Raw genomic sequence first — 22,064 nt, 5'->3', positions numbered from 1 at the left:
CCTTACGTAAGTCGGTTCGCTGTTCCATTGCTCCCCATACGCCTATATAGCGCGTTGCCAATCAGCGTTCAGTGTTCGCAAGTCGGCGGTATGGAGCAGTCCGCCTGGAGGCAGGAGAAGCAGTGCAAGCCGTCGTTTCACGCGTTTGCACGTGGAGCCGTGGAAATCGTCAGCTCCATGATCAAGGCTGGCGGGCAGGAGCTACTATCAAAAACGCGGCCCTCGCGCCCGCCCTGACACTCCTGCGACACCGGTCCATCCATGGCCACTCCAGACGTCGACGAAACGTCTGATCGATCGTGGCCATCCGGACCGCTGTCGCCTCGCCCACGCCGATAACGGTCATCGACTAGAACTTGTGGACAATACCCGCAATTCCAGCCGTAATGTTTTGACCCGCCGCCACAGCGATGCCCGGTCCGCCCGCATTGCTGACGGTAAACGATGCCTTGCTGTGGTTGCGTACTTCCGCAAAACCAAGATAGACACCAGTGCGCTTCGACAGCTGATACTCATAGCGCAAGCCATATGAAGTCGAGTCACCATTACCATTGGATTTGAGAAAGTACTGCCCAAAACTCACCAGAACGGACGACGCCCAGCCGATCTTGTGTATCAACGCATTCACTTCGTAGAAGTCGTGACTCGGCGACGCGTACGATCCGGAGATCGCGGAAGATACGCCGCCGCCATTTCGATGAATCTCATAGAGCACCGCAGGCGTCACATATTCGAAGGTATATTTGGCGGCAAACAGGTAATAGCGTCCCGTCGAAACACCGGTTGCAGCGGTGACTGATGCTGTCGGCGCGAAGCGTTGCTGCAAATAATCGGCATCTGCAGAAAAAGCACCGGTCTTGAAGTTCAATCCCACCGATGCCGTGTCCCCGAGTGTTGGTGGCGCACCGCTCGCACCATTGGTGCCGCGAGCGTACAAGGCACGCAACGTCAGGCCTGCGATCGTGGGCGACACGTATCGCACTGAATTGGCCGTTCGAGCCGCCGGGACGAACACGTAGTTATTGGCGGCGTTGCCCCAGCCCAACGTATTCAGCGAACCCAGCGAGTAGCTCGCGTACGTCGTGAAGAGAGGAGTGTAGTTGTTGCCGAGCTGTATCTGCCCGAACGGTCCACGAATCCCGACCCAAGCTTCCCGATTGAAAAGGGCGCCATTACCAGAAATTGTGCCGTTGTTCAGGTTGAAGCCGTTTTCCAGCTTGAATACCGCCGCATAACCACCGCCGAGATCTTCTGTCCCGATCAAGCCCCAGCGCGTAGGCGCGACCGAACTGGAATCCTGTCGAACCGTCGTCTTTCCGCCCGTGTTAGCATACTGGATTGCTGAATCCAGAATCCCGTACAGCGTTACCGAACTTTGCGCGAACACCGATGGTGCCGCAACGATTCCGAGCGCCGCCAACGGCGCATGCCAGCGTTTCATCTTGTCTCCCTGTCAGCCCTGGTAGGCTGTGTTGTTTTCAAAGTCCGGGCAGTATCTACAGTGCTCCCCGTTATTCACGGCCTCACACCAATTCGCTGATTTCTATATTTAATATGTACTACTATTTAAGATACTTACCTTATCAAACAATACCAGTCTGCTCAGACTGGTTTTTTATCCATCGTGTTTTACCGGCAAGCGCGATTTTGCTTTCCGGTATGGTTCCCTCAGTTCACCCGGGGTATATGTCGCCGTACGACCGAAAGTGCGATGAGCACGATTACCATCACGCCGCCCAGCATGACCAGATACGACGGTGCGCCACCTGCGGTGATGACCGCCGCACCAGCAAACGCGCTGACAATCGATCCGATGCGCCCAAAGGAGAATGCCGACGCCGTGCCGGTCGCGCGCACCCCAGTCGGGTAGACGTGCGCGCAAAGCGCAACCATGGCTACCTGCACGGCATTGACAAACAGCCCGTGTGCGAATAACCCGATCATCGTCATCGTGATGTGCTGCGCGACATTCACGGTAATCAGTAACCACACACTGACGGCAGCACCCACGCAACATAAGATCAGTGGCACACGTGATCCGAAACGGGCAATGATCACCGCGCACGCGAGCGCACCAAGCGCACCGCCAAGGTTATACAACGTCAAACCGTAACCGGCGCGCTGCACTGACAGGCCCTCGTTGGTCAGCATGGTAGGCAGCCAGCTAAAGGCCGCATAGACCGCCAGCAGGCACATGAAAAATGCACACCAGATGGCCACCGTATCCGACGCACGGCCGTCCTTAAAGAGCGCGGTGAATCCCAGATGTCGCTCTGCGCCCTGCTCCCTGATGTCGACAAACGTCGCACCATCGGGTACGTCCCGTGCCATGCGACCCAGGAGCTTCGTCAGTTCACCCCAGCGGTGCCGATGACGCGAAAGAAAGCGCGGCGACTCCGGCAAGGCGAACAACAGCACGACCGCCAGGATAAGCGGCAGGGCTCCTCCGGTGAAGAACAGCACGCGCCAGCCATGCGCACCAAGGATCACACTGGAAAACAAGCCCGCGAACATGCCTCCGAGCGGTATGCAGAGGATTGTGATCGTAATTGCGATCGTCCTGAACCTGAGCGGCGTATACTCCGCGGTCAGCGTCGCAGATGTCGGTACCGCACCACCAATGCCAAGGCCCGCCACGAAGCGAAGCAGTGCGATGACAGTGACGTTCGGGGCGAAGCCGATTGCGCCCGTCGCAATCCCGAATACGAGCACGCTGCCGATCACTGCCCTGCGTCGTCCGAAACGGTCAGCGAACAATCCCGCACAGGCACTCCCAATTCCCATGCCTACGAGTCCTGCCGCTACTATGGGTGCGAATGCATTGCGCGTGATGTGCCATTCCTTGATCAAGACAGGGATGGCAAAACCGATCATCTGGGTGTCACATCCATCAAAGATGACGGCGAGCGCAGCCAGCAGGACGATAACCTTCTGGAATGTGGTGAATGGACCGTCGTCGAGCACGGCCCCGATGTCCACCGCTGTGCTGGTACCGGATCTGTCGATCTCATCATCGCGCCCCGTCGGCACGGTTCCGCCCAAACTGGCGGAAGCTATAGAACCAGCCATCGTGTGTCTCCTCTTCATGCCTCGGTGAGGCATCCCAGATACTCTGTGTTTTTGTTTGGCCTCGCGAACACCGAGGGCCGTTTGAAACGCGCTGCCTGTTGTCAGAACGGGTAATGGCGCGGCGTCGTCTGAACGGTAATCCAGCGAAGATCCGTAAATTCAGCAATGCCGGCACGCCCGCCGAAACGTCCTACGCCACTCTCCTTCACTCCGCCGAACGGCATCTGTGCCTCGTCGTGCACTGTCGGTCCGTTGACATGGCAGATACCCGATTGGATGCGGTTCGCCACCTGCATCGCGCGGGCGACATCGCGACTAAACACTGAGGCGGAAAGACCATAGGCGTTGTCGTTCGCGCAGGCGATCGCCTCCTCGTCACCGTGCACCCGCACGATCGGCTTCACCGGGCCGAAAGACTCCTCATGGAAGATTTTCATTGCCGGCGTCACGTGATCCAGCAGCGTCGCCGGCATCAACGTATCCTTTGCGCGGCCGCCGCAGACAAGCGTCGCCCCTTTTTCGAGCGCGTCGTCGATCAATGCATTGCATCGATGCACGGTCGTCATGTCGGAAACCGACCCCAGCACGACGGGGCCCTTTCGCGGATCGCCCACGGGCAACGACAATGCTTTCTGGCGCAGGCGCTCCACAAACTCGGCCGCAATGGATTCGTCGACGATGATTCTCTCCGTCGACATGCAGACCTGGCCGGAATTGATGAACGCCCCGAACGCTGTGCCCTGGACTGCTGCATCGAGATCCGCGTCGGCGAGGACCAGTAGCGGAGCCTTCCCGCCAAGCTCAAGTACCGCAGGTTTGAGATGGTCCGCACAAAGCCTGGCGATGATCTTGCCGACACGCGTCGAGCCGGTGAAATTCACTCGCCGGATAGCCGGTGCCGCAATCAGCGCCTCCACGATTGCACTGGCATCCTCCGGCGCATTTGTGATGAAGTTCACGACGCCCCTGGGCAGGCCCGCCTCGTTGAGCGCCTCCACGATCAGGCCATGTGTCGCGGGGCACACTTCGGAACCCTTGAAAACGACCGTATTACCGCATGCGAGCGGCGTCGCGATTGCCCTGACGCCCAGAATGACGGGGGCATTCCACGGGGCAATCCCGAGCACGACGCCGGCCGGCTGACGCATGCCGAGAGCGAGACTTCCCGGAATATCCGAAGGAATGACCTCGCCCGTGATCTGGGTCGTCATCGCAGCGGCTTCGCGCAAAGATTCGACAGCCAGGTGTACGTTGAAGCCAGCCCAAACTTGGGAAGCACCGGTCTCCGCCATCATGGCAGCCACCAGCACGCCGGACTTTGCCTCGAGCGAGCGCGCTGCAGCATCCAGAAATTCCCGTCGACGACCCGGACCTACAGCGGCCCAGGTGGGAAAAGCCTGCGCGGCGCTGTGCACCGCTCCCAGCGCGTCCGCAACCGTAGCCGCCGCAGCTTGCGACGCCACCTGTCCATCGAGGGGATTGCGTCGCTCGAACTTCCGTTCCCCTGTGGCCGCAATATGCTCCCCGTCGACAAATAACAGTGTCTCGTTCATCCTCGTCTCCTGACTGATCCTGTTTTTTAAAAGTTCAGAATTTCAGACGCCACCACTTTCAGGCGACGATAATCTCGACAAGGTTCGGTTTATCGTCCGATAGCGCCTCCTTCAGCGCATCAGCAAGATGTTCCGCGCGGTCTACCCTGACACTGCCGCACCCCATGGCTCTCGCCAACCCGACGAAGTCAAGATCCGGAAGCGCCGTCCCTTGCACCACGTCCTCCTTCCCGAAGCCGAAATGAAGCGCGAAATCGCGGAGCGCTTCGTATCGCCCGTTATTCAGGATTACGAAAGTCATCGGCAGTCCCAGCTGCGCTGCGCTCCACAGCGCCTGAATCGAATACATGCTGGAGCCGTCACCGATCAGGCCAATGACCTTCTTGCCAGGGCTTGCCAACGCAACGCCGACGGCTGCGGGCATACCGTAGCCAAGCCCACCGCTGGCCATCGTGATGAAGGTGTTCTTCCGCGTAAAAGGCAGATAGCTCTGCATGGTCCGCCTCGAACTCGGCGCTTCCTCCACGACGATATGGGACGGGTCGCGGACTTCGGCCAGCGTCTGTAGCGCGAATGCCACCGGCATCAGCGGTTCAGGTTCCGCACGCGGTGCGGCAGGGCGCGGCTCGGGCGCCGGACGCTGTGGCCTTTGCGAACGGGCGAGCAGGTCGGCAAGGCCGAGCGCGATGTTTCCCACGACCGAAAATCCGGTTGGGGACAATGCGGCTGACGACGGATCGTCCACAAGCTGATAGAGCGCCGCCCCAGCGGGGATGTGCGGACCGGCCCCCTCGACGTGGTAAGTGAATACCGGCGCCCCCACGACGAAGATAAAGTCGTGACCCGACAACGCCTGCACGATACGCTCACGCATCGGCGGCAAAAACCCGCCAAACAGATGATGGTCTTCCGGAAAGCTGCAGCGTGCGGACATCGGAGCGACGTAGACCCGCGCGTTGTGCCGTTCTGCCAATTGCACGATTTCGTCCCAGGCGCCCGCCTGGTCAATCGCGGCACCGACAACAAATGCCGGCTTTCCGCACTGATCGAGCGCGTCACCGATTCGGTCGATGCCGACCGGGTCCGGCCGCACTCGGTGACTGACTTCGGTTACGGCCACATGCTCGCAAGGCCGATCCCAGTCGTCCACCGGGATCGAAACGAACACCGGCCCGCGAGGTTCCTGCATCGCGACGTGGTAGGCGCGGGCCAGCGCGAGTGGAACATCCTCGGCCCGGGCCGGCTCGATGCTCCATTTCACATAAGGTTTCGGCAACTCGGCCGCCTGCATCGAACCCAGGTAAGGATCAAACGGCAGAATGGATCGGGCCTGCTGCCCTGCCGTAATAATGATCGGGGTGTGATTCTTCCAAGACGTGAAGATGTTGCCCATCGCATTGCCGACGCCGGCAGCAGAATGCAGATTGACGAGCGTCGCATTGCCGGTCGCCTGTGCGTAACCATCTGCCATACCCACGACTACCGCCTCGTGCAATCCCAGGACATAGCTGAAGTCCGAAGGATAATCCCGAAGCATTGGCAACTCGGTCGAGCCCGGATTTCCAAAAATCTTCGTGATGCCGAGGCGTCTCATGAGATCAATAGTGGCCTCACGTACGGTAACCACTTCATTGGAGGCTGCAGGATTCTCATTGGCGGTTGATGTCTGGGTATTCATGAACTGCGTCTCGCGGTATTTGCCAGTCAAAATTGGAGTTCACTCGCCAGTTGGCGTGAGGACGAAGTCGAACGGCGATCGCCAAAGCGTCTCACCGTTGTCAACGCGCTCGAACGGTGCCACCAGTGTCGCTTTCACACCAAACACGGCGTCGGAGGTGATGTAATGATCGTCGCCAACGAAGGTATGAGTCACCATCTTCTGGAAACCGTCAGCCGTCACAATGAAGTGCATATGTGCTGGCCGATAGGGATGCCGGCCCAGCGCCTCAAGCATCCTGCCGACGGGACCATCGTGTGGAATCGGATAGGACACGGGCTTTATGCCCACGAAGCTGTACTTTCCATCCACGCCGGTGGTAAAGATCCCGCGGTTGTTCCATTTCGGCTGAATGCCAGGCTGCTGCACATCGTAGTAGCCGTCGGCGTTGTCCGACCAGACATCGATACGTGCATCGGCAACCGGATTGCCATGCAGATCCGTCACGCACCCCTCGAAGAGACAGCTTTCGCCCTTGCGGTCGAATGAGATGTGCTCGCCCATCTCCCGCTCCGGGGCGCCGGCAACATGGAACGGACCGAGCACCGTGTTTTCCGTCGCGCCGATCGAACGCCGGTTGTTGATCGCGTCCACCAGCATCGAAACGCCAAGCGTGTCGCTCAACAGAATGAATTCCTGTCGTTCATTGCTGCAGATCTGGCCGGTCCGCGTGAGGAAATCAATGGCCACTTCCCATTCGTGCTGGGTGAGATGCACATCCTTGACGAACGCATGCAGATGCCTGACCAGCGACGTCATGACTTCTTTCAGGCGCGGATTGATATCCGGCCCTATCCTGGCATTGACCGCATTGACCGAATCGGCCTCGGTAAAGAATCTGGACATCTTCTCTGTTCCTTTCGTCACTCGGGCCTGGTACCCGCCCAGGCGCGCTGGAGCAGCGCGCGCACGGCTTCCCGTTCGACGGGACGCGGATTCCAGTACGGATTTTTCACCGCCAGATCGGCGGCGTCGTCGAGCTGGGGTTCCTTGAGACCCAGATCCTTCAGGGCCAGTGGGGCACCGAGCGATCTGGCAAAGTCGTAGAGCCCTCCGCCGATCGAGCCGCCAAAGAGGTCCGCCAGCGGCTGCAGTTCCTGAGCCGCAGCCTCGGCGTTGTACGCAGCCGAGTGCGGCAACACGATCGCGTGCGTTTCCGCATGGGGCAGATCGAAACTTCCGCCCAGCGTGTGGCACAGCTTGTGATGCAGAGCCATGCCGACCGTTCCAAGCACCGAACCGCAGAGCCAGGAGCCATATAGCGCGTTGGTTCGGGCCGGCAGATTGTGCGGTTGCCCGACGATGACACGCAGCGCATCGCGCAAGGCACGCACGCCTTCGAACGCCATCAATGAGGACACCGGGTTACGGTCGCGCGCATAGACGGCCTCGACTGCATGCGCCATGGCGTTAAGACCGCTCGTCACGCTCATCGACACCGGCAGCCCGGTCGTCAAGGTCGGGTCGTAGATCACCACTTCGGGGAGGATCCTGGGATCGCGGACCGTCGTCTTGATGCCGTCTTCCGTCTGCCCGAGAATAGGCGTGACTTCCGAGCCGGCATACGTCGTGGCGATCACGATCTGCGGTGCGTCGTTGCGCCATGCGATGGCCTTGCCCAGACCGATGGTCGAACCACCGCCGAGCGACACCACGCAATCCGCCCTGGCCGCCTCGAACGCCGCCAGCGCCTTGAGCGTCACCGGCACCGGCGTATGCATGGCGGCCTCGCTGAATATGCCGGCCACCAGAGGACCCAGGCACCCGGCCAGTTGCTCGGCGTGCGCTCGCTGGATCGGCGTCGACAGGATCAGCGCACGCTGCGCGCCTATCCGCTCGATCTCGCCAGCGACGGCGTCAAACGTTCCCGCGCCGAACAGGATCCGGCCGGGGCTAATGTCATAGGAAAAACCAGAAATCATTGCGTCCTCGGGTCAGGCCGTTATATCGGCAGGAACGGCAAGACCGTCCTTCCGTTCGTCGCCCTGATGCCCCAGCAGCCGGCTCACGATATCCATGGCCCCTGTACTCGAGCTGCCACGCCATGCGACGATCTGGTCCGGACGAATCAGGGCAAGAGGCGCTTCGTACAGTGCGAGTATCTCGGGATCGGCAATTCGCGCGACACGCAGATCCACATCGAACCGGTTCATCGCTTCGCTGAAGGCGGCGGTATCCGTCGTCGTTGCCCCCAGCACCAGAAGCGTCCAGTCGAATCCGAACCTGTCGAAGATCGACGAACCGTCATCGAGCCATGCATGGGGCGGCCGACCACCCGGACAAGCCGTGGGCGTATAGACATTCGCCGCGTCCTCCGGCGGATGCGATCCATCGGACACGATGGCCGGGGAGCCATCGTAGCGGCCGCCGAACGTGATGCCGGGGATGTTGAATTCGAAACGGCCGTGGTGTCCCAGATACTTTCCCGCTTCGATTCGGGCAGCCTCGCCTCGCGGGCTGTCCTCCTCGATTTCGTCGACCGGGGTAAACAGTCCAAGGGAGTCTGCGAATCCCTTGGCGTAGCCCGTATTCCTGATCGCCAGCGGACGACGTTCAAGCTCATAGGTATCAAGCAGACTGGTTCCAGCACGCCCCTTCAGCACCGCAGCCAGCTTCCAGCCCAGATTCACGGCGTCTTCCACCGCCGTGTTATATCCAAGACCGCCCGTCGGCGTAAAAAGATGAACCGCGTCGCCGCCGAGGAACACGCGCCCTCTCTGGAAGTGATCGGCGACCAGAGAATGGCCGGCCGTCCAACCGCCCTTGGAGAGCACTTCCGCATCGAGATCGATGCCGACCGCCGCCCTGAACAGGTCACGTGCATCGTCGTCGGTGATCGCTTCTTCCTTCTCGTGCGCGCGTAACTGGGTATGAAAAGCAAACTCGCCCTTGCCGTCCACCGCCGCCATAAATGCGCGACGATCGCGGTTGAAAGTCACGTTCATCCAGGCAGGCGCATGCGGAACGTGCTTGTAGAAGTCCGGGCACCGCAAATAAACCGCGAACATGCGACCGCCCATGAAATCGCGAGTAACGCCGGTCTCGCCGGTATACCGGTAACCCAGCCGATCGCGAACGAAGCTTCTGGGGCCATCCGCGCCGACCAGATACCGGCTCTCGAACACAAAGGATTCTCCGCTGCTGCGGCTCTCGATCGTGGTCCGCACGCCATCGGCACGCTCTTCAAAGTCGGTCACCCGGCGCCCATACCGGATCGTGACACCCGGCAGCGTCTCGGCCTGCCGACGGAGCTCAGCCTCCACGTACTTCTGCGAAACCCGGTGCGGTAATTCGGCGGCACTCCACGATCCCTTCAGCTCCCGGGCCTTCTGCCGGGCCTCCTGCGCGGAAGGCAGCTTGAAACGGGCAAGCTCGTGCCCGGCGTAGCGGGTGAAATAAGCAATATCCGTGGCAAAATCGGCCGGCAACCCTTGGGCGCGAATCTCGTCGACAAAACCCAGCCGGCGGAAGTGCTCCATCGTGCGAGCCTGCGTGGCATTCGCCTGAGGATTGAACGCGGTGCTCTCCTTTTCGTCCGCCAGAAATACCGAAATTCCGCGGCGGCCCAGTTCATTGGCGAGCATGAGGCCGCACGGCCCTCCGCCACAGATCATCACGTCAACTTCAATCGATTCCATATTTGCGTTTGCTGTCAAAATTGATTTGCGGCAAAGCCTAGCGATGTGCTTTATGGTAAGGCTGCCTGACTGTATTTATAGTAAGCCTGCCTGACCATACCAACAAGTCAGGGTTTTCACGCATGCTGCGACGCGGCGATATACTTCCTTACGACCGACGTCCTAATGACGTTCAGCCGACACTGAGTCTCGAAAGCAACCAACATGGCAGCGACACCCAACTCCGCTGGTACCCTGAAGAAGATGACGACGCAGATCGAAGCGTTTGATGATGTTGCGATGCCCGGGAAAAGCGACGCATGGCGCACGTCCAACATCGGGAGACTGCTCAACGAAGCAGTGCATAGATTTGAGAAAAGCGTGCTGGAGAAGATGGCCGCCGCCGGTCACGGTGAGTGCACGCTCAGCCACATTAATGTGACTCGCAACCTGGATGTTGAAGGCACCCGGGCCGTCGAGCTTGCTCGCCGCGCTTCGATGACGAAGCAATCACTGGGCGAACTGGTGACGCAGCTGGAGGCGCTTGGAATTGTGACGCGAGTGCCGGACCCGACTGATGGACGAGCCAAAGTCGTCCTGTTCACCGAGAAGGGCCGGGACTGGCTCGAAAACTTCCATGCAGCGCTCGAGCAGACTGAGGAAGAACTGGAGAGTGAGCTGGGCACTACGCTTTACAAGGCCGTAAAGCGCGGGCTTGCCAGGTATGCGCACGGCGCAGATTGAGCCCGGCTACCGGCTGTTCGACCGCGACCGGCCCGCGACGGTCGCGGCGGCAGTGCCTGTACGTCCAAACGGACGCTGTTTCAAGTCGTGGATTTGATGGCTCCTCGCCGGCCGTTCCCACGGAGAGCCCTCGTCATTCAGATGTAGTCCACCTGGTGGCGACTGATGCGGACACCAGCAAGTTCGTCCCGCACGCGCAAATGTTCGGGATGCGTAGCATAGGCCGCCAGAGACTCCGCGCTGTCGAACTCCGAATACAGAACGACGTCGCAGGCATAGTCAATATGGCTGACATCGCTACCGATTTCGAGTTTGAGCAATCCCGGGATTTTCCCGTTCAGGCCTTCAAATGCGCGCTTGATCAGATCTGCCGATTCCGACTTTTGTTCGGGGGTTCCTCCTCGAACGTTCCACATTACGATGTGCTTGACCATGATGCTCCCTGATTGGTTAGACGGCGAGTCCAAGGCTCACATCCGCAAAGCTGACCGGCCAGCGGGCGAACTCGCCGGGCATGGTCAATGTATGCTGGCCATGCCCGGCATATCCAGATCGCTATCCTTGGGAGAAGTTTCCATCGTATGCAGTCTTCCGGCATCCAGGCAGCGAAAAGTGGTTTTGCTTGCCAGTAAGGGTATCGCGTTCGAAGCTTGGTCCCAGCGGCGAAGAAGAAGTCGAGATCATCGACGTAAAGGCACGCGCGGAACGCGTTGGCGCGCTGCGCAAGCGGCCAGGATTTTTGCCGGCCTACCACATGAACAAAGAACATTGGGTCACAGCCGTTCTCGACGGATCGGTTCACGAGGATGAAATATTCGAGGTGATTGACGACAGCTTCGCATTGACCAAGCAAGCGTAAGCAAGATCGAATCGGCCGATTGAAGAGAGAGGGGCAGCGGCTCCCTAACGCTCCAATGTAATGGCTTTGCCAAAACAGTTAGCGATCGTCTGGGCCCAGCAGTGCGCCGAAAGCCGCGCCGTCCGCTACTTTCTTGCCTGAAAGACGGCATAACGGTATTGCTCAGGACCGTATACACCCGCGCGCACAACTTCAGACTTGCGGCCGGCTGGCCGATGGGGTCGTAACTCCTTGAGCAGCGCTCGACTTGATCCCAATGATGTCGTTCAGCGCTGCCGGGATTCGCCAATTTTTGGTGCGGGCATCACGAGCTGTGTCGCCTACGGCGGCTATTGCTGCGCCGAACTCGTACAACAAGCCGCGTAGTCGATCAATCTGCATACGCCGCTGAATCTTGATGAATTGCTGGCGCACGCGGTGCAGCGTGAGCACGCTTTGCTGTAGCTCGTTTTTCGCGGTCGCAAGCGCATTTCAGGGCGCTGCTGAGCCTTCCAGGTCGCTGCGCGAGGCAACCCCTTCCTTGTTGCGCTTCACGAACGGCCGGACGAATGACGGGCAATCAGCCTGGCCTGATTATCGAAGCGTTATGGCGCATGTTGGATGCCGCCATCGCGATTGCGAGCACGGCGTCCAGAAGCTCAGTCAGGCTATCGACTGTCGCGCCAGTCCGATTGGCGCTGGAGCACGGAGTCCGCGGTCTCGCCGACTAGTTGCTCATAAGTTCCAGGTGCCGTCGCGCCCTCGGTATTGATCAGTAAGACCCGGGAAGATACATCAAGGCCCACTTTCGTCGCCAGTTGCTCATCCTGCAACAACACGATGAGACCAGCGAGACCTGCCGCACCAGACTCGCCCGCCACGATGGGTACATCGTCATCACAGCCGGCAGCCAGGATACGCATAGCGTTCACCGCATCGTCATCGCTGATCGTCATGAAATCGTCGACGCCGGGCTGCAGAAATTTCCACGCGAGCGGCGACGTTTCACCGCAAGCGAGGCCGGCCATCACAGAATCCACTGAACCGGTTGCACGGGTCGCGCGCCCAGACAATGCACTCTGATAAAGACAGTCGGCCTGTTGTGGCTCCGCGACAATAAATCGCGGACGGTGCTCACCGTGGAATTCCCACAGATAGCTGGCGACTCCCGCTGCGAGGCCACCGACTCCGCCCTGAAGCAGAACGTGCGTATAGGCCGGCCTATCTGGCTGGCTATCGCTTTGGTCGACGACCTCTGCTGCAATGGTGCCGTAGCCTTGCATCACATCACGCGGGATATCTTGATAGCCGTCGTACGACGTGTCGGACACGACCTGCCAGCCGTTCAAGGAAGCAAGCCGCGCTGCTTCTTCGACCGATGCATCGTAATTTCCCGTGATGCGGACAATCTCGGCACCGTATGTCGCAATTGCATTCTCGCGCTCGACGCTGACATTGCCATGCAGCACGATCACGCAACGGCAGCCGAGTGTCTGCGCCGCAGCAGCCAGTCCTTTGCCATGGTTGCCATCCGTCGCGCTGACTACGGTAAAGTGCGTCAACAGTTCGCGATAGTTCCCTTCGAAGAGGCCACGGGCATCGAGATGATGATCCGGCCACAGCCGCTGGATGAGGCGCACCAGTGCTATGGGCGCACCCAGCGCCTTGAAGCTGCCGAGTACCGAACGTGCCGACTCGTCTTTGGCACTGACGCTGCCGACCTTGAGCCTGGCGGCGAGTCCGGGCAGCTGATACAGCGGCGTCGCCTCGCGCGATATCTTGTCCCACGAGAAAAGCCACTCCCGGCTCTCCAGGGCTTTTTCAATGCTGAGAACTTTCTTCAGCTCAGCGGGATACGGCGCGCGCGTTGCGCGTGGATTTGCTGCCAGCATGACGGTGACACTCCATTGATGGACAATTTGAATTGATGGGAAACCTGGCTTACTTCGCGGCGAGAGGTTTGAGCACGACATCGAACAGGACGTTTGCGCCGTCGATCAGCTGATCGTCGTCCGCATACTCGGGCGAGGTTGTGGCTAATGCCACCGCGGCTCTGCACGAAGATCATCGCAGTCAGCGCGATACGGGCAACCATCTGCGCGCCGTATCCGGCTCCCGACGTCATCGGGCGATGCGTGAAGTCCAAATGCGCGGCCGAGGCTTCGACTGCATCGGCGAGTTCTGCATCGAACACGACCGGCCCGGAACGGACTAGGCGTTCCGTCGTGATCTCCACGCCTTCCTTTCCGGCAATCTCCTTGACAAATTCCGCTAGGCGCCGCTCGGCGCCCCGAAGGCGTTGCTCGTCCGGATCGCGCAAATCCACCGTGAACATTGCCTTGCGCGGAATCACATTGATGACGTTCGGCTCGATACGCAGCATGCCGATCGTCGCGAGAGTCGTGCCGGTGAAACCGGCGAGCTCGCGCGGGAAGGTTGAAACTGCAGCGGCCACCCAATCGGCGTAATGGCGCAGTCGCGCTGGCGTTGTACCCGCATGATTCGCATTGCCATGCACGGTGACCCGTTGCCACGAGATGCCCTGAAGGTTCTCGACAACACCAATGCGGCTGTTCTCTGCGTTCAGAATCGGACTCTGCTCGATATGCAGTTGGAGAAATTCATGCGGAACGATGGCGCGGGGCTCCAGCTCGCCCGCATAGCAAATGTGCGCGAGCTCGTCGTCGACGCGGGTGCCGCCGATGCGAATCGTATCTAGCGCTGCATCAACGCACAGGCCGCCAGCATAGACCAGCGAACCCGTCATGTCCGGCTGATACCGAACGCCTTCCTCGTTGGTGAAGGCGCCAACCGCGATGGAATGCTGCGGCTTGACGGCTGCCCGCCGAAATGCCCTCACGACCGCAAGGCTAGCCAACAGACCGTAGCAACCGTCGGGCTCACCGGATCTCCTTACGGAGTCGATGTGCGAACCTACCATCAGCGGTCGCTGGCTGGCGTCATCTGAATCCAACCGTAACCTGCCGAGAATGTTGCCGATCTGATCCGCGCAAATATCGAGGTGGAGCTCGCGCATCCGTTCGACGAGGAGCTCACGACCAGAGCGCTCGTCGTCAGTCAGCGCAACGCAGGTCCGCCCGCCGGCTTCATCATTGGCGCCCAGTTCGCCGAGCTGGGGGAATCGCTCGATCAGGTGTGCACCGTCGAGTGCAGACGGATTCATTTTTCCCTCTAAACTTGGATGGGGCAGCAGCATCCCGATTAGCCCGCCGGCAACTCGAGCCGGACAATTTCGGCGAAGTACTGCGCTCCCGTCAGAAGGATGTCGTCGTTGAAATCGTAGGTGGCGTTGTGCAAAGGCGTGCCGCCCTTTTCAGCCGACTCGCCGTTGCCGATGAAGATGAAGTTGCCAGGAACAGCTTGCAGGAACGCACCAAAGTCTTCGGAAATCATCATCGGCTGGACGTTGGCGTCGACACTATCTGCTCCCGCTACATTGCCCGCCGCCCTCACTGCGACGTCCACGAACTCAGCGGAATTGACCGTGGGCGCGAACTCGTGCGTGTACTCGAACCTGCAATCGGCGCCGTGCGTCCGGCAGATTCCTTCACATACTTCGCGCATGCGGGTTTCAAGCAGCGCTTGGACCTCGCGCGAATAGCTTCGCGTATCGCCCTTGATGATCACATTCGACGGGATCACGTTTCTGATGCCATCGGTGATGAACTCGGTGCACGAAATCACTGCCGGCAGACTGGGGTCGAGAGTGCGCGAAACGACCGTCTGCAATGCCAACACGATCTGCGATGCAATTACGATCGGATCAACCCCCATATGCGGGCGGGCAGCGTGCGTGCCGCGCCCCTTGATGTGAATGACAAAGTTATCCTCACTAGCCATGATGCCGCCCGGTCGTGTCGCGAACGTTCCCGCACGCATGCCCGGCATGTTGTGCGCGCCAAAAATGGCGGCGACCGGAAACCGCTCGAACAACCCATCGGCCATCATCGCTTTAGCGCCCCGGCCATGTTCTTCCGCAGGCTGGAAGATGAAGCGCACGGTACCGTTGAAGTCGCGCCGCTCAGCAAGGAGTCGAGCCGCTCCGAGAATCATGGACATGTGCCCGTCATGCCCGCATGCGTGCATTTTTCCAGCTGTGCGCGAAGCATACTCACGACTGGGCGCCTGCTCTGCAATGTTCAGCGCATCCATATCAGCGCGCAGACCGATGGCCCGTTTCCCGTCTCCCACCGTGAGGTTCGCAACGAGGCCCGTCCGGCCGATGCCGCGATGAACCTCCATTCCCAGCGTCCTGAGGATATTGGCCACATAGTCGGACGTATTGACTTCCTCAAAGCCGGTTTCGGGACGTTGATGCAAAAACCGGCGCCAGGTTTTCAACTGGTCCTGCAGTGCTCTTTCCATTGTCGGATGCCCTTGGTCGATGAACTTAACTGGTCTGACGGAAACAATGCACGTCGCTGATTGGAATCATATTCAGTATAGTGGTGGAAAAAATCGCAAAATACACCCTTGCTATGCAAAAATATCCCTCTTTCCCCCGTGCGACCGCAAATCATGACCATTAACCTGGATGACTTCGACCTGAAGCTTTTGATGGAAGTCCAACGCGACGCGCAGACGCCGCAGAACGAACTAGGCGCGCGCGTGAATCTGTCTACGGCCGCTGTCAATCGCAGATTGCGTCGCATGTCGGACGATGGAGTCATTCGCAATTACGCCGCCATCGTCGCACCGGAGAAGGTGGGCTACCCGCTGACCATCATCGCGACAGTCGAAGTCGAGAGCGAGCAGATCGACCTGCTCGACTCGATGAAACGCACCTTCGAAAAGACCTCGCAAATTCAGCAGTGCTACTACGTCGCGGGTGAATGGGACTTTGTGCTCATACTGACCGTTCGGAATATGGACGAATACACCGCCCTGACTCGAGAGCTGTTCTTCTCGAACAACAACGTCAAGCGCTTCAAAACGCTGGTAAGCATGAGCAACGTGAAGGTAGGGCTCGGTGTACCCGTGGCTCCGGGGGGTATATGACGATGTCAATGCACCACTGACTTCTCGATCCAGTCACCTTTGTCAAATTGACGAACGGTGATCGCACCGTTACGAATATCGCCCTTGTCGTCAAACTCAATGGCGCCCGTCACTCCGGCGAGCTTCGAAGCGCGCAGTTTAGGAAGGTACACCTTGGGGTCTGTAGATCCCGCAGCCTGCATAGCACCGGCCATCGCGAGCACCGCGTCATAGGCGTAAGGCGCATAGAGCTCTACGGGGACACCGAAGCGCTGCTGATAGCGCTTGAAGAATTCGGGGCCTTGCGGCATCTTCGCGGGCGGCACACCTGCAAGCGTGCAATACACATCCTTGTCCATCGAGGAACCGGCAAGTTTGATGAACTGGGGGGTACATGCTTCATCGCCGGCAATGAACTTGACTTTCAATCCAAGCTTTTGCGCCTGTTGCACGAATGCAGCGGCTTGGGTGTCGCCGCCTGTGAAGGCGATACCTTCTGGTTGACGGCTCTTGATGGTTGTGAGAACAGCCATCCAGTTCGTTGTCTTGTCGGTGCCAAACTCGCGGGTGACCACATTTCCTCCGGCGGCCTTAACTGATTTTTCGATTTCATCCGCAAGACCTTGACCGTACGCAGTACGGTCGTCGACGATGGCGACCTTGCGCGCGCCAAGGTCGCGGACCAGATATGAGCCGATGACCGAGCCCTGTCGCACGTCGTTCGCAACCATACGAAACACGTTCGTGAACCCTTGCTGCGTGAGTTTCGGATTGGTTGCCGATTCGGTGATCATCGGGACACCTGCATCCGAGTAGATTTTGGAAGCAGGTATCGATGTCCCGGAATTCGCATGTCCAACGACGCCCGCCACGCCATCGTCCACCAGCTTCTGCGCGACGGTCACCGCCGTCTTCGGATCGGCCGCATCATCCTGCGAATCGAGCACAAACGTAACGTTCTGGCCGCCAATGCGAACCTTTCTGCGGTTCAAATCTTCAATCGCGAGACGCACACCGTTTTCATCGTCCTTTCCAATGTGGGAGAGTTCGCCAGTCAGAGGCGAAACCTGCCCGATCTTTACCATAAGATCCGCGTGAGCCGCGAGAGGGTGCAGGGCAAGCGTCAGGGACGCTAGAGATATCAATTGCCGGAATGATTGCATGGTCTACTCACAGAAGCTTGGCTGGGGGATCGGATCGACAGGAACCACGACCCGTTGGGCGTGGCACACTGCACTCGCCCTGTGACCATCGTAATGGCCTGGCACAGTAACCAAAATCAGCCGCGAGAGCATTTCTGCAAACTTCAATCTAAAAGCTGGCCGTCTTTGATAATTTTTCTTACTGCCGCTCGCAGCACACCGCCGGTATGTGCAAGTCAATAAACCTACTGTCAGATCGACAAAAAGGATGGAGTTGGTGTCGGCTACTCGGCGGATCGAGATATGATGCTTGGCGGGCGGGAGGAAGACCCTCTCCTCCCGGGGGTGTCAGGATTTCCGTGTTCAATGCGGATTGACAATTACACGGACGGTGGAACGAATCGCAGCTCATAAAGAAGGGGAACTGGTTCATGACGGGCCTCCAATCGTGAGCGGCGCGTCCCAAGTCGGTAGTGATGTTGTTGGCGCCCACAATTGACGCTAGCAGTGTTCACAGAAGCGCCAGCAAGTTCTGCAACGCCGCCAGGGTATCCGTCCGCTTCTGGGAAATCGAGGAACTCGATAGCGCGATATCGCCTGTAGCGCCGCACCGAAGTTGGCGGCTGTTCCGAACATCGATGCAGGGACGGTTTCCAGCATGCTTTGATGCGTTGCGCAGTATTCAACTTCACGATTGAACCATTCTCTCTTCCACGTGAGGCCGACACGTCGTCATCGTTGAGCACGAGACATCTGAAACAATAAACAACGTAACGGTGATCGGCCATCCTCGGGTGGCGTCTGGATGGCATTGTCAAGTTGAAGGCGGCGCTGGGTAGAATGGTTGGATGAAGAAGAATCCATCGCCGTATCACGGCTTCCGTTTTCCAGCTGCAGTCATTAGTTGCGCGGTACGCTGGTACTACAGATTCAATCTGAGCCTGCGTGACATCGAAGAATTGCTGTTCGAACGCGGCGTCGTGGTCAGCTACGAGTCGGTGCGCAACTGGTGTGACCGGTTTGGCGCGATGTTTGCCTACCAGATGAAAGCGGTCCGGCCGCGGACGGGCGCGACGTGGCATCTCGATGAGCTGTTCATGAAACTTCGAGGTGAGCCTTATGTCTTATGGCGCGCGGTGGATGAGCACGGCGTCGAACTCGACGTGCTGCTGCAAAAACACCGCGACAAGGCCGCGGCAAAGCGCTTCTTTAGAAAGATGCTGCGCTCGTACCCGGTACCGCGCAGGATTGTCACCGACCAGTTGCGCAACTATCTATAAGGAGCTCCTGTTTCTTGCAAGCTGGGTTTAATAGGGCATACGTCGAATCCTGTGTTGTCAGCGCGTGCACGGAAGCATGAGGGCAGACGAGGCAGACTGCAAACCTATAAACGGCCTGTTTGGGCGCTGTGATTGCTGCGCCCGGGCCCGGATAGTAACCGCACAGCGGGACTCCATTCCGGCGAGGGCGAATACAAGAACTGTAGCGCCTGATAGCTGCCCGAGTTCGCCCGCTGTCGGTCTGACCTGTCGCTATCCCTGCGTGATGCGTGCTGCGCTTGGAAGTCAATTCATGGTGGCATTGCACTTTCTGTTCTGTAGTTCATGCGTGCGCCGCCGCCATTGCATCGCGGGCGGGCGCATGGGATGGATCGAAGCGTTGGTCCCTGGCCAATACGGCCCAGAGGATGCGGGCGTGCTTGTTGGCAACCGCGACCAGCGTCTTATAGTAGCCAATACGCGCATGCAGCTGGACGATCCAGCGCGAGAGCCGGTCATCGCGTCGGTGCGCTGTGAGAATGGCCGATCGCGCGCCCTGGAACAGGAGCGTGCGCAGGTACTCGCTGCCCTGTTTGGTGATCCGGCCGAGCCGCTGTTTGCCGCCGCTGCTGTTCTGTTCGGGAACGAGGCCGATCCAGGCGGCCATCTGCCGGCCGTTTCTGAACTGACGGGCGTTGACCACGGTCGCTACGACGGCAGATGCGGTGATTCGGCCCACGCCACATACGGCCATACAGCGCTGCGTCTGTGGATCGTGACTGGCGTGTTCCCGTACGCCTTCGAGTCCCATCGACGCGCGCTTATCCCGGCTCTGTGTCCGGTACGCGGGGTTCTCGTTGGCGTTCCCTCCGGTTACACCCCTTCCCTCCATCACCTCCGCTGGCTCATCCCCTTTGTTCTGCAACTTCCTCGGTACTATGGGCGTATCCGACTTCTCACCGGCGTCGATGGCTGGATTACGGTCATTGACCTTCCCAGCCCCGTCCGGCCCAACTATGCCGGACACCGATGAGATCTCGCTGCTTCCGTATGAAAGACTTCCCAACATGCACAGGGTCTCCGACCGCGCGGGATCAGTACACGACTTGCGATTGACATCGTGCACCGTATTGCCTTCCGCTTCGCTTAACAGCGTCGGCATCCCGGAGTAATTATTACGCGGCTCAATGGCTGGCCTGTCGGTTTCCCCTGTCAACGCTTCGACCTGCACCTCACGGTGCATGCCGCATGACTCGGGGCCAGAGTGATTCGCCACTTCTTCTCCGTATTGAACTTTCATCAACTATCTTTCATCGGCTTTGCAGCCGCACTAAGCGCACGATCTCGCACACCTAGATTCCGTGGTTGAGAAGGCTCACGATTGCATCCGCAACCCTACTTTGCGGACACAATCCATGACAGAAGATGACCTGAGCTTTTTGCCCTTGCGTGTGACGCGTGTTGGTGTCGGCGGCAAGCGAAGCTTTGACCCGATGGACAAGCGACGACTGGTCGAAGCCTGTCTGCGGCCAGGCGCCTCGCTATCGGGCCTCGCCCTTAAGGTTGGCGTGAACGCCAATCAGCTGCATAAATGGGTCCAGACGCGTGAACAGGGCCGGCCCCCAGTCAGGCACGACGTGCCGGTCGCATCATCAGCGTTTGTGCCGATTGCCCCGATCGACGAGCCAACAGCGCTCATGGCGCCCGCGTCGCACCGCGCCACCCGAGCAGAATCATCCTGCGTTTCGCCACGCTCAACACGAGTGGCACGGCTGACGGCTCACCTGCCCAACGGCGTGAAGCTCGAACTCGAATGTTCAGCAGGCGACGTTGCAGTCATCAATGCCGTGGTCGTTGCATTGGGAGCACGCTGATGTTCCGCTTCGAGGCGGACCTGGCGGTCTTCCTGCATCGCGAACCGATTGACTTCCGCGCCGGCATCAATAGTCTCGTGATGCTCGTCGAGCAGTCCATGCAGCTCGATCCGTTTGGTCGCGCCGTCTTTGCCTTCCACAACCGCAAAGGCAACCGGGTCAAACTGCTGTTCTACGATCGCAACGGTTTCTGGATGATGTTGAGGCGCCTCGAGGAAGACCACTTCGTATGGCCACGCCGGCAGCAGAGCGTCGTCAAGCCGACGAGCGAGCAGTTGCACTGGCTGCTGGAGGGCAGGAAAGAAGAAGCTCCTCTATGATGCCGTTATGTCTGCCTGCGACAAACTGGACGGCGTCGCGGATGGAATCATCAGCGACGTCCGGGCGTGCCACTTCAATCCTCGATCACTGCGCTGTCCCGCTGGAGCGGACACCGGTGACACCTGTCTCTCAGATGCGCAGATCGAAGCCTTTAACGTGTATAACACTGCGATCGCCTTCAGACAGCCACTGGGAAGCGGCGAGACCCAGTATCCGGCCTATAACGTCTATGCCGGTGCCGATACTTCAACTGGGCACCGCGCGGCCAGCTCCGGTCGCTTCTCCCCCTAGCGTTCTCGACGTTTTGACCATGCCGTTCCCCTATATATTTTGGGATGAGTGGATAAAGTACTTTGTCACGCGGGATCCTTCATTCAACACGCTCTCGTTCGATCCCGCCAATCCTGGTTCATTTCGGCAACGGATTGCGTACCTGTCTCGTATTCAGGATATAAACAGCACGGATCTGTCGGCATTCGCCAGGCGAGGGGGCAAACTGCTCATCGCGCACGGCGCGGCCGATGGGATCGCAAGCACGCGATCCACCGAAGACTACTATGGTCGACTTGTTCGTCGATACGGCGAGAAGAAGACGCGAAACTTCGCGAGATGCTATGAGGTCCCCGGTTTCGGTCATACAAGTGGAGCATTCTCACCTGCCTGGGATTCGCTCACCGCCCTCGAAAACTGGATGGAACATGGAGTCACTCCTACCAATCAGATCATCAGCGACATCAACCCCGCCACGCTGGGACGGACCCGCCCTCTTTGTGAGTATCCGACGTGGCCGCGCTACACCGGGAAAGGAGATCCAAACGTAGCTGCCAGTTTCACATGTGTTACGTCCCGGTCTAAATTAGGTTTGTCATCGCGAGCTATGTGGCGTGAGATTGCGAGGGGCGTCGCGCACTAAACGAGGAATGGAATGGGCC

General features: G+C 59.2%; 17 protein-coding genes and 5 pseudogenes. 8 read left to right on the top strand and 14 right to left on the bottom strand.

The window, feature by feature from the left end; all coding sequences use genetic code 11:
* Positions 1-349 precede the first annotated feature (349 nt).
* The 7 genes from HDG37_RS08425 to HDG37_RS08395 form a co-directional block, all read right to left on the bottom strand.
* On the bottom strand, positions 350-1,441 hold the full coding sequence (locus tag HDG37_RS08425; protein WP_184046045.1) for a porin: 1,092 nt from the start codon (positions 1,439-1,441) through the stop codon (positions 350-352).
* A 227-nt stretch (positions 1,442-1,668) separates the two neighbouring features.
* Positions 1,669-3,069 (bottom strand): MFS transporter, encoded by a 1,401-nt coding sequence (locus tag HDG37_RS08420; RefSeq protein ID WP_184046043.1) that lies wholly within the window; start codon positions 3,067-3,069, stop codon positions 1,669-1,671.
* 101 nt (positions 3,070-3,170) lie between these two features.
* Positions 3,171-4,622, bottom strand: a complete 1,452-nt coding sequence (locus HDG37_RS08415; RefSeq protein WP_184046041.1) for an aldehyde dehydrogenase — start codon at positions 4,620-4,622, stop codon at positions 3,171-3,173.
* A gap of 58 nt (positions 4,623-4,680) precedes the next feature.
* Positions 4,681-6,300, bottom strand: a complete 1,620-nt coding sequence (mdlC, locus tag HDG37_RS08410; protein ID WP_184046039.1) for a benzoylformate decarboxylase — start codon at positions 6,298-6,300, stop codon at positions 4,681-4,683.
* 39 nt (positions 6,301-6,339) lie between these two features.
* On the bottom strand, positions 6,340-7,185 hold the full coding sequence (locus HDG37_RS08405) for a dioxygenase (protein ID WP_184046037.1): 846 nt from the start codon (positions 7,183-7,185) through the stop codon (positions 6,340-6,342).
* Between the two features lie 17 nt (positions 7,186-7,202).
* Positions 7,203-8,261: a maleylacetate reductase gene (locus tag HDG37_RS08400; RefSeq protein ID WP_184046035.1), complete on the bottom strand. Its 1,059-nt coding sequence runs from the start codon at positions 8,259-8,261 to the stop codon at positions 7,203-7,205.
* A 12-nt stretch (positions 8,262-8,273) separates the two neighbouring features.
* Positions 8,274-9,977, bottom strand: coding sequence for an FAD-dependent oxidoreductase (locus HDG37_RS08395; RefSeq protein WP_184046033.1), 1,704 nt, complete (start codon positions 9,975-9,977; stop codon positions 8,274-8,276).
* Between the two features lie 204 nt (positions 9,978-10,181).
* On the opposite strand from HDG37_RS08395, the gene HDG37_RS08390 reads away from it, so the two are divergent.
* Positions 10,182-10,700, top strand: a complete 519-nt coding sequence (locus tag HDG37_RS08390; protein WP_260332799.1) for a MarR family winged helix-turn-helix transcriptional regulator — start codon at positions 10,182-10,184, stop codon at positions 10,698-10,700.
* Between the two features lie 137 nt (positions 10,701-10,837).
* Here the strand turns inward: HDG37_RS08390 and HDG37_RS08385 are convergent, their stop codons facing one another.
* Positions 10,838-11,134, bottom strand: coding sequence for a Dabb family protein (locus HDG37_RS08385; RefSeq protein ID WP_184046031.1), 297 nt, complete (start codon positions 11,132-11,134; stop codon positions 10,838-10,840).
* An 80-nt stretch (positions 11,135-11,214) separates the two neighbouring features.
* On the opposite strand from HDG37_RS08385, the gene HDG37_RS08380 reads away from it, so the two are divergent.
* Entirely contained in the window at positions 11,215-11,559 is a 345-nt protein-coding gene (locus tag HDG37_RS08380; protein WP_184046029.1) for an MmcQ/YjbR family DNA-binding protein, read from the top strand.
* A 336-nt stretch (positions 11,560-11,895) separates the two neighbouring features.
* On the opposite strand, the pseudogene HDG37_RS40265 reads toward HDG37_RS08380, so the two are convergent.
* The 4 genes and pseudogenes from HDG37_RS40265 to HDG37_RS08360 form a co-directional block, all read right to left on the bottom strand.
* Positions 11,896-12,108: pseudogene (locus HDG37_RS40265) on the bottom strand (IS110 family transposase); the annotation flags it as partial.
* Positions 12,109-12,206: 98 nt separating this feature from the next.
* Positions 12,207-13,430, bottom strand: coding sequence for a diaminopropionate ammonia-lyase (locus HDG37_RS08370; RefSeq protein WP_184046025.1), 1,224 nt, complete (start codon positions 13,428-13,430; stop codon positions 12,207-12,209).
* A 49-nt stretch (positions 13,431-13,479) separates the two neighbouring features.
* Positions 13,480-14,722: pseudogene (locus HDG37_RS08365) on the bottom strand (Zn-dependent hydrolase).
* Between the two features lie 38 nt (positions 14,723-14,760).
* Positions 14,761-15,924, bottom strand: a complete 1,164-nt coding sequence (locus tag HDG37_RS08360; protein WP_184046023.1) for a M20 aminoacylase family protein — start codon at positions 15,922-15,924, stop codon at positions 14,761-14,763.
* 153 nt (positions 15,925-16,077) lie between these two features.
* On the opposite strand from HDG37_RS08360, the gene HDG37_RS08355 reads away from it, so the two are divergent.
* Complete coding sequence (locus tag HDG37_RS08355; RefSeq protein ID WP_184046021.1) at positions 16,078-16,557, top strand: Lrp/AsnC family transcriptional regulator; 480 nt, start codon at positions 16,078-16,080, stop codon at positions 16,555-16,557.
* Between the two features lie 5 nt (positions 16,558-16,562).
* Here HDG37_RS08355 and HDG37_RS08350 read toward each other — a convergent pair whose 3' ends face one another.
* Positions 16,563-17,699 (bottom strand): branched-chain amino acid ABC transporter substrate-binding protein, encoded by a 1,137-nt coding sequence (locus HDG37_RS08350; RefSeq protein ID WP_184046019.1) that lies wholly within the window; start codon positions 17,697-17,699, stop codon positions 16,563-16,565.
* A gap of 827 nt (positions 17,700-18,526) precedes the next feature.
* Here HDG37_RS08350 and HDG37_RS08345 point away from each other — a divergent pair.
* Positions 18,527-18,952, top strand: a pseudogene (locus tag HDG37_RS08345) (IS6 family transposase); the annotation flags it as partial.
* 328 nt (positions 18,953-19,280) lie between these two features.
* Here the strand turns inward: HDG37_RS08345 and HDG37_RS40260 are convergent.
* Positions 19,281-19,673, bottom strand: a pseudogene (locus HDG37_RS40260) (transposase); the annotation flags it as partial.
* A gap of 679 nt (positions 19,674-20,352) precedes the next feature.
* Between HDG37_RS40260 and tnpA the strand changes: the two are divergent.
* From tnpA to HDG37_RS08315, 4 genes and pseudogenes are all read left to right on the top strand, one after another.
* Positions 20,353-20,811: an IS66-like element accessory protein TnpA gene (tnpA, locus tag HDG37_RS08330; protein ID WP_184046017.1), complete on the top strand. Its 459-nt coding sequence runs from the start codon at positions 20,353-20,355 to the stop codon at positions 20,809-20,811.
* Positions 20,811-21,131 (top strand): IS66 family insertion sequence element accessory protein TnpB, encoded by a 321-nt coding sequence (gene tnpB, locus HDG37_RS08325; RefSeq protein WP_184046015.1) that lies wholly within the window; start codon positions 20,811-20,813, stop codon positions 21,129-21,131. The genes tnpA and tnpB overlap by 1 nt, the downstream gene beginning before the upstream one ends.
* A 4-nt stretch (positions 21,132-21,135) precedes the next feature.
* Positions 21,136-21,423 (top strand): annotated as a pseudogene (locus HDG37_RS08320) (tannase/feruloyl esterase family alpha/beta hydrolase); the annotation flags it as partial.
* Positions 21,362-22,045, top strand: coding sequence for a tannase/feruloyl esterase family alpha/beta hydrolase (locus HDG37_RS08315; RefSeq protein ID WP_311541191.1), 684 nt, complete (start codon positions 21,362-21,364; stop codon positions 22,043-22,045). The pseudogene HDG37_RS08320 and the gene HDG37_RS08315, both read left to right, overlap by 62 nt.
* Positions 22,046-22,064 lie beyond the last annotated feature (19 nt).

It is taken from the genome of Paraburkholderia sp. MM5384-R2 (assembly GCF_014201025.1).
Lineage (GTDB): Bacteria > Pseudomonadota > Gammaproteobacteria > Burkholderiales > Burkholderiaceae > Paraburkholderia > Paraburkholderia tuberum.
The sequence above is the reverse complement of the archived record's forward strand: the minus strand, read 5'-3'. Positions and strand labels throughout refer to the sequence as shown.

Coding starts and splice junctions, on each gene's coding strand:
- tnpB (WP_184046015.1), top strand. CDS start 20,811: ATGTTCCGCTTCGAGGCGGACCTGGCGGTCTTCCTGCATCGCGAACCG.
- mdlC (WP_184046039.1), bottom strand. CDS start 6,300: ATGAATACCCAGACATCAACCGCCAATGAGAATCCTGCAGCCTCCAAT.
- HDG37_RS08355 (WP_184046021.1), top strand. CDS start 16,078: ATGACCATTAACCTGGATGACTTCGACCTGAAGCTTTTGATGGAAGTC.
- HDG37_RS08350 (WP_184046019.1), bottom strand. CDS start 17,699: ATGCAATCATTCCGGCAATTGATATCTCTAGCGTCCCTGACGCTTGCC.
- HDG37_RS08400 (WP_184046035.1), bottom strand. CDS start 8,261: ATGATTTCTGGTTTTTCCTATGACATTAGCCCCGGCCGGATCCTGTTC.
- HDG37_RS08360 (WP_184046023.1), bottom strand. CDS start 15,924: ATGGAAAGAGCACTGCAGGACCAGTTGAAAACCTGGCGCCGGTTTTTG.
- HDG37_RS08425 (WP_184046045.1), bottom strand. CDS start 1,441: ATGAAACGCTGGCATGCGCCGTTGGCGGCGCTCGGAATCGTTGCGGCA.
- HDG37_RS08405 (WP_184046037.1), bottom strand. CDS start 7,185: ATGTCCAGATTCTTTACCGAGGCCGATTCGGTCAATGCGGTCAATGCC.
- HDG37_RS08380 (WP_184046029.1), top strand. CDS start 11,215: ATGGTCAATGTATGCTGGCCATGCCCGGCATATCCAGATCGCTATCCT.
- HDG37_RS08395 (WP_184046033.1), bottom strand. CDS start 9,977: ATGGAATCGATTGAAGTTGACGTGATGATCTGTGGCGGAGGGCCGTGC.
- HDG37_RS08315 (WP_311541191.1), top strand. CDS start 21,362: ATGCCGGTGCCGATACTTCAACTGGGCACCGCGCGGCCAGCTCCGGTC.
- HDG37_RS08385 (WP_184046031.1), bottom strand. CDS start 11,134: ATGGTCAAGCACATCGTAATGTGGAACGTTCGAGGAGGAACCCCCGAA.
- HDG37_RS08415 (WP_184046041.1), bottom strand. CDS start 4,622: ATGAACGAGACACTGTTATTTGTCGACGGGGAGCATATTGCGGCCACA.
- HDG37_RS08420 (WP_184046043.1), bottom strand. CDS start 3,069: ATGGCTGGTTCTATAGCTTCCGCCAGTTTGGGCGGAACCGTGCCGACG.
- HDG37_RS08370 (WP_184046025.1), bottom strand. CDS start 13,430: ATGCTGGCAGCAAATCCACGCGCAACGCGCGCGCCGTATCCCGCTGAG.
- HDG37_RS08390 (WP_260332799.1), top strand. CDS start 10,182: ATGGCAGCGACACCCAACTCCGCTGGTACCCTGAAGAAGATGACGACG.
- tnpA (WP_184046017.1), top strand. CDS start 20,353: ATGACAGAAGATGACCTGAGCTTTTTGCCCTTGCGTGTGACGCGTGTT.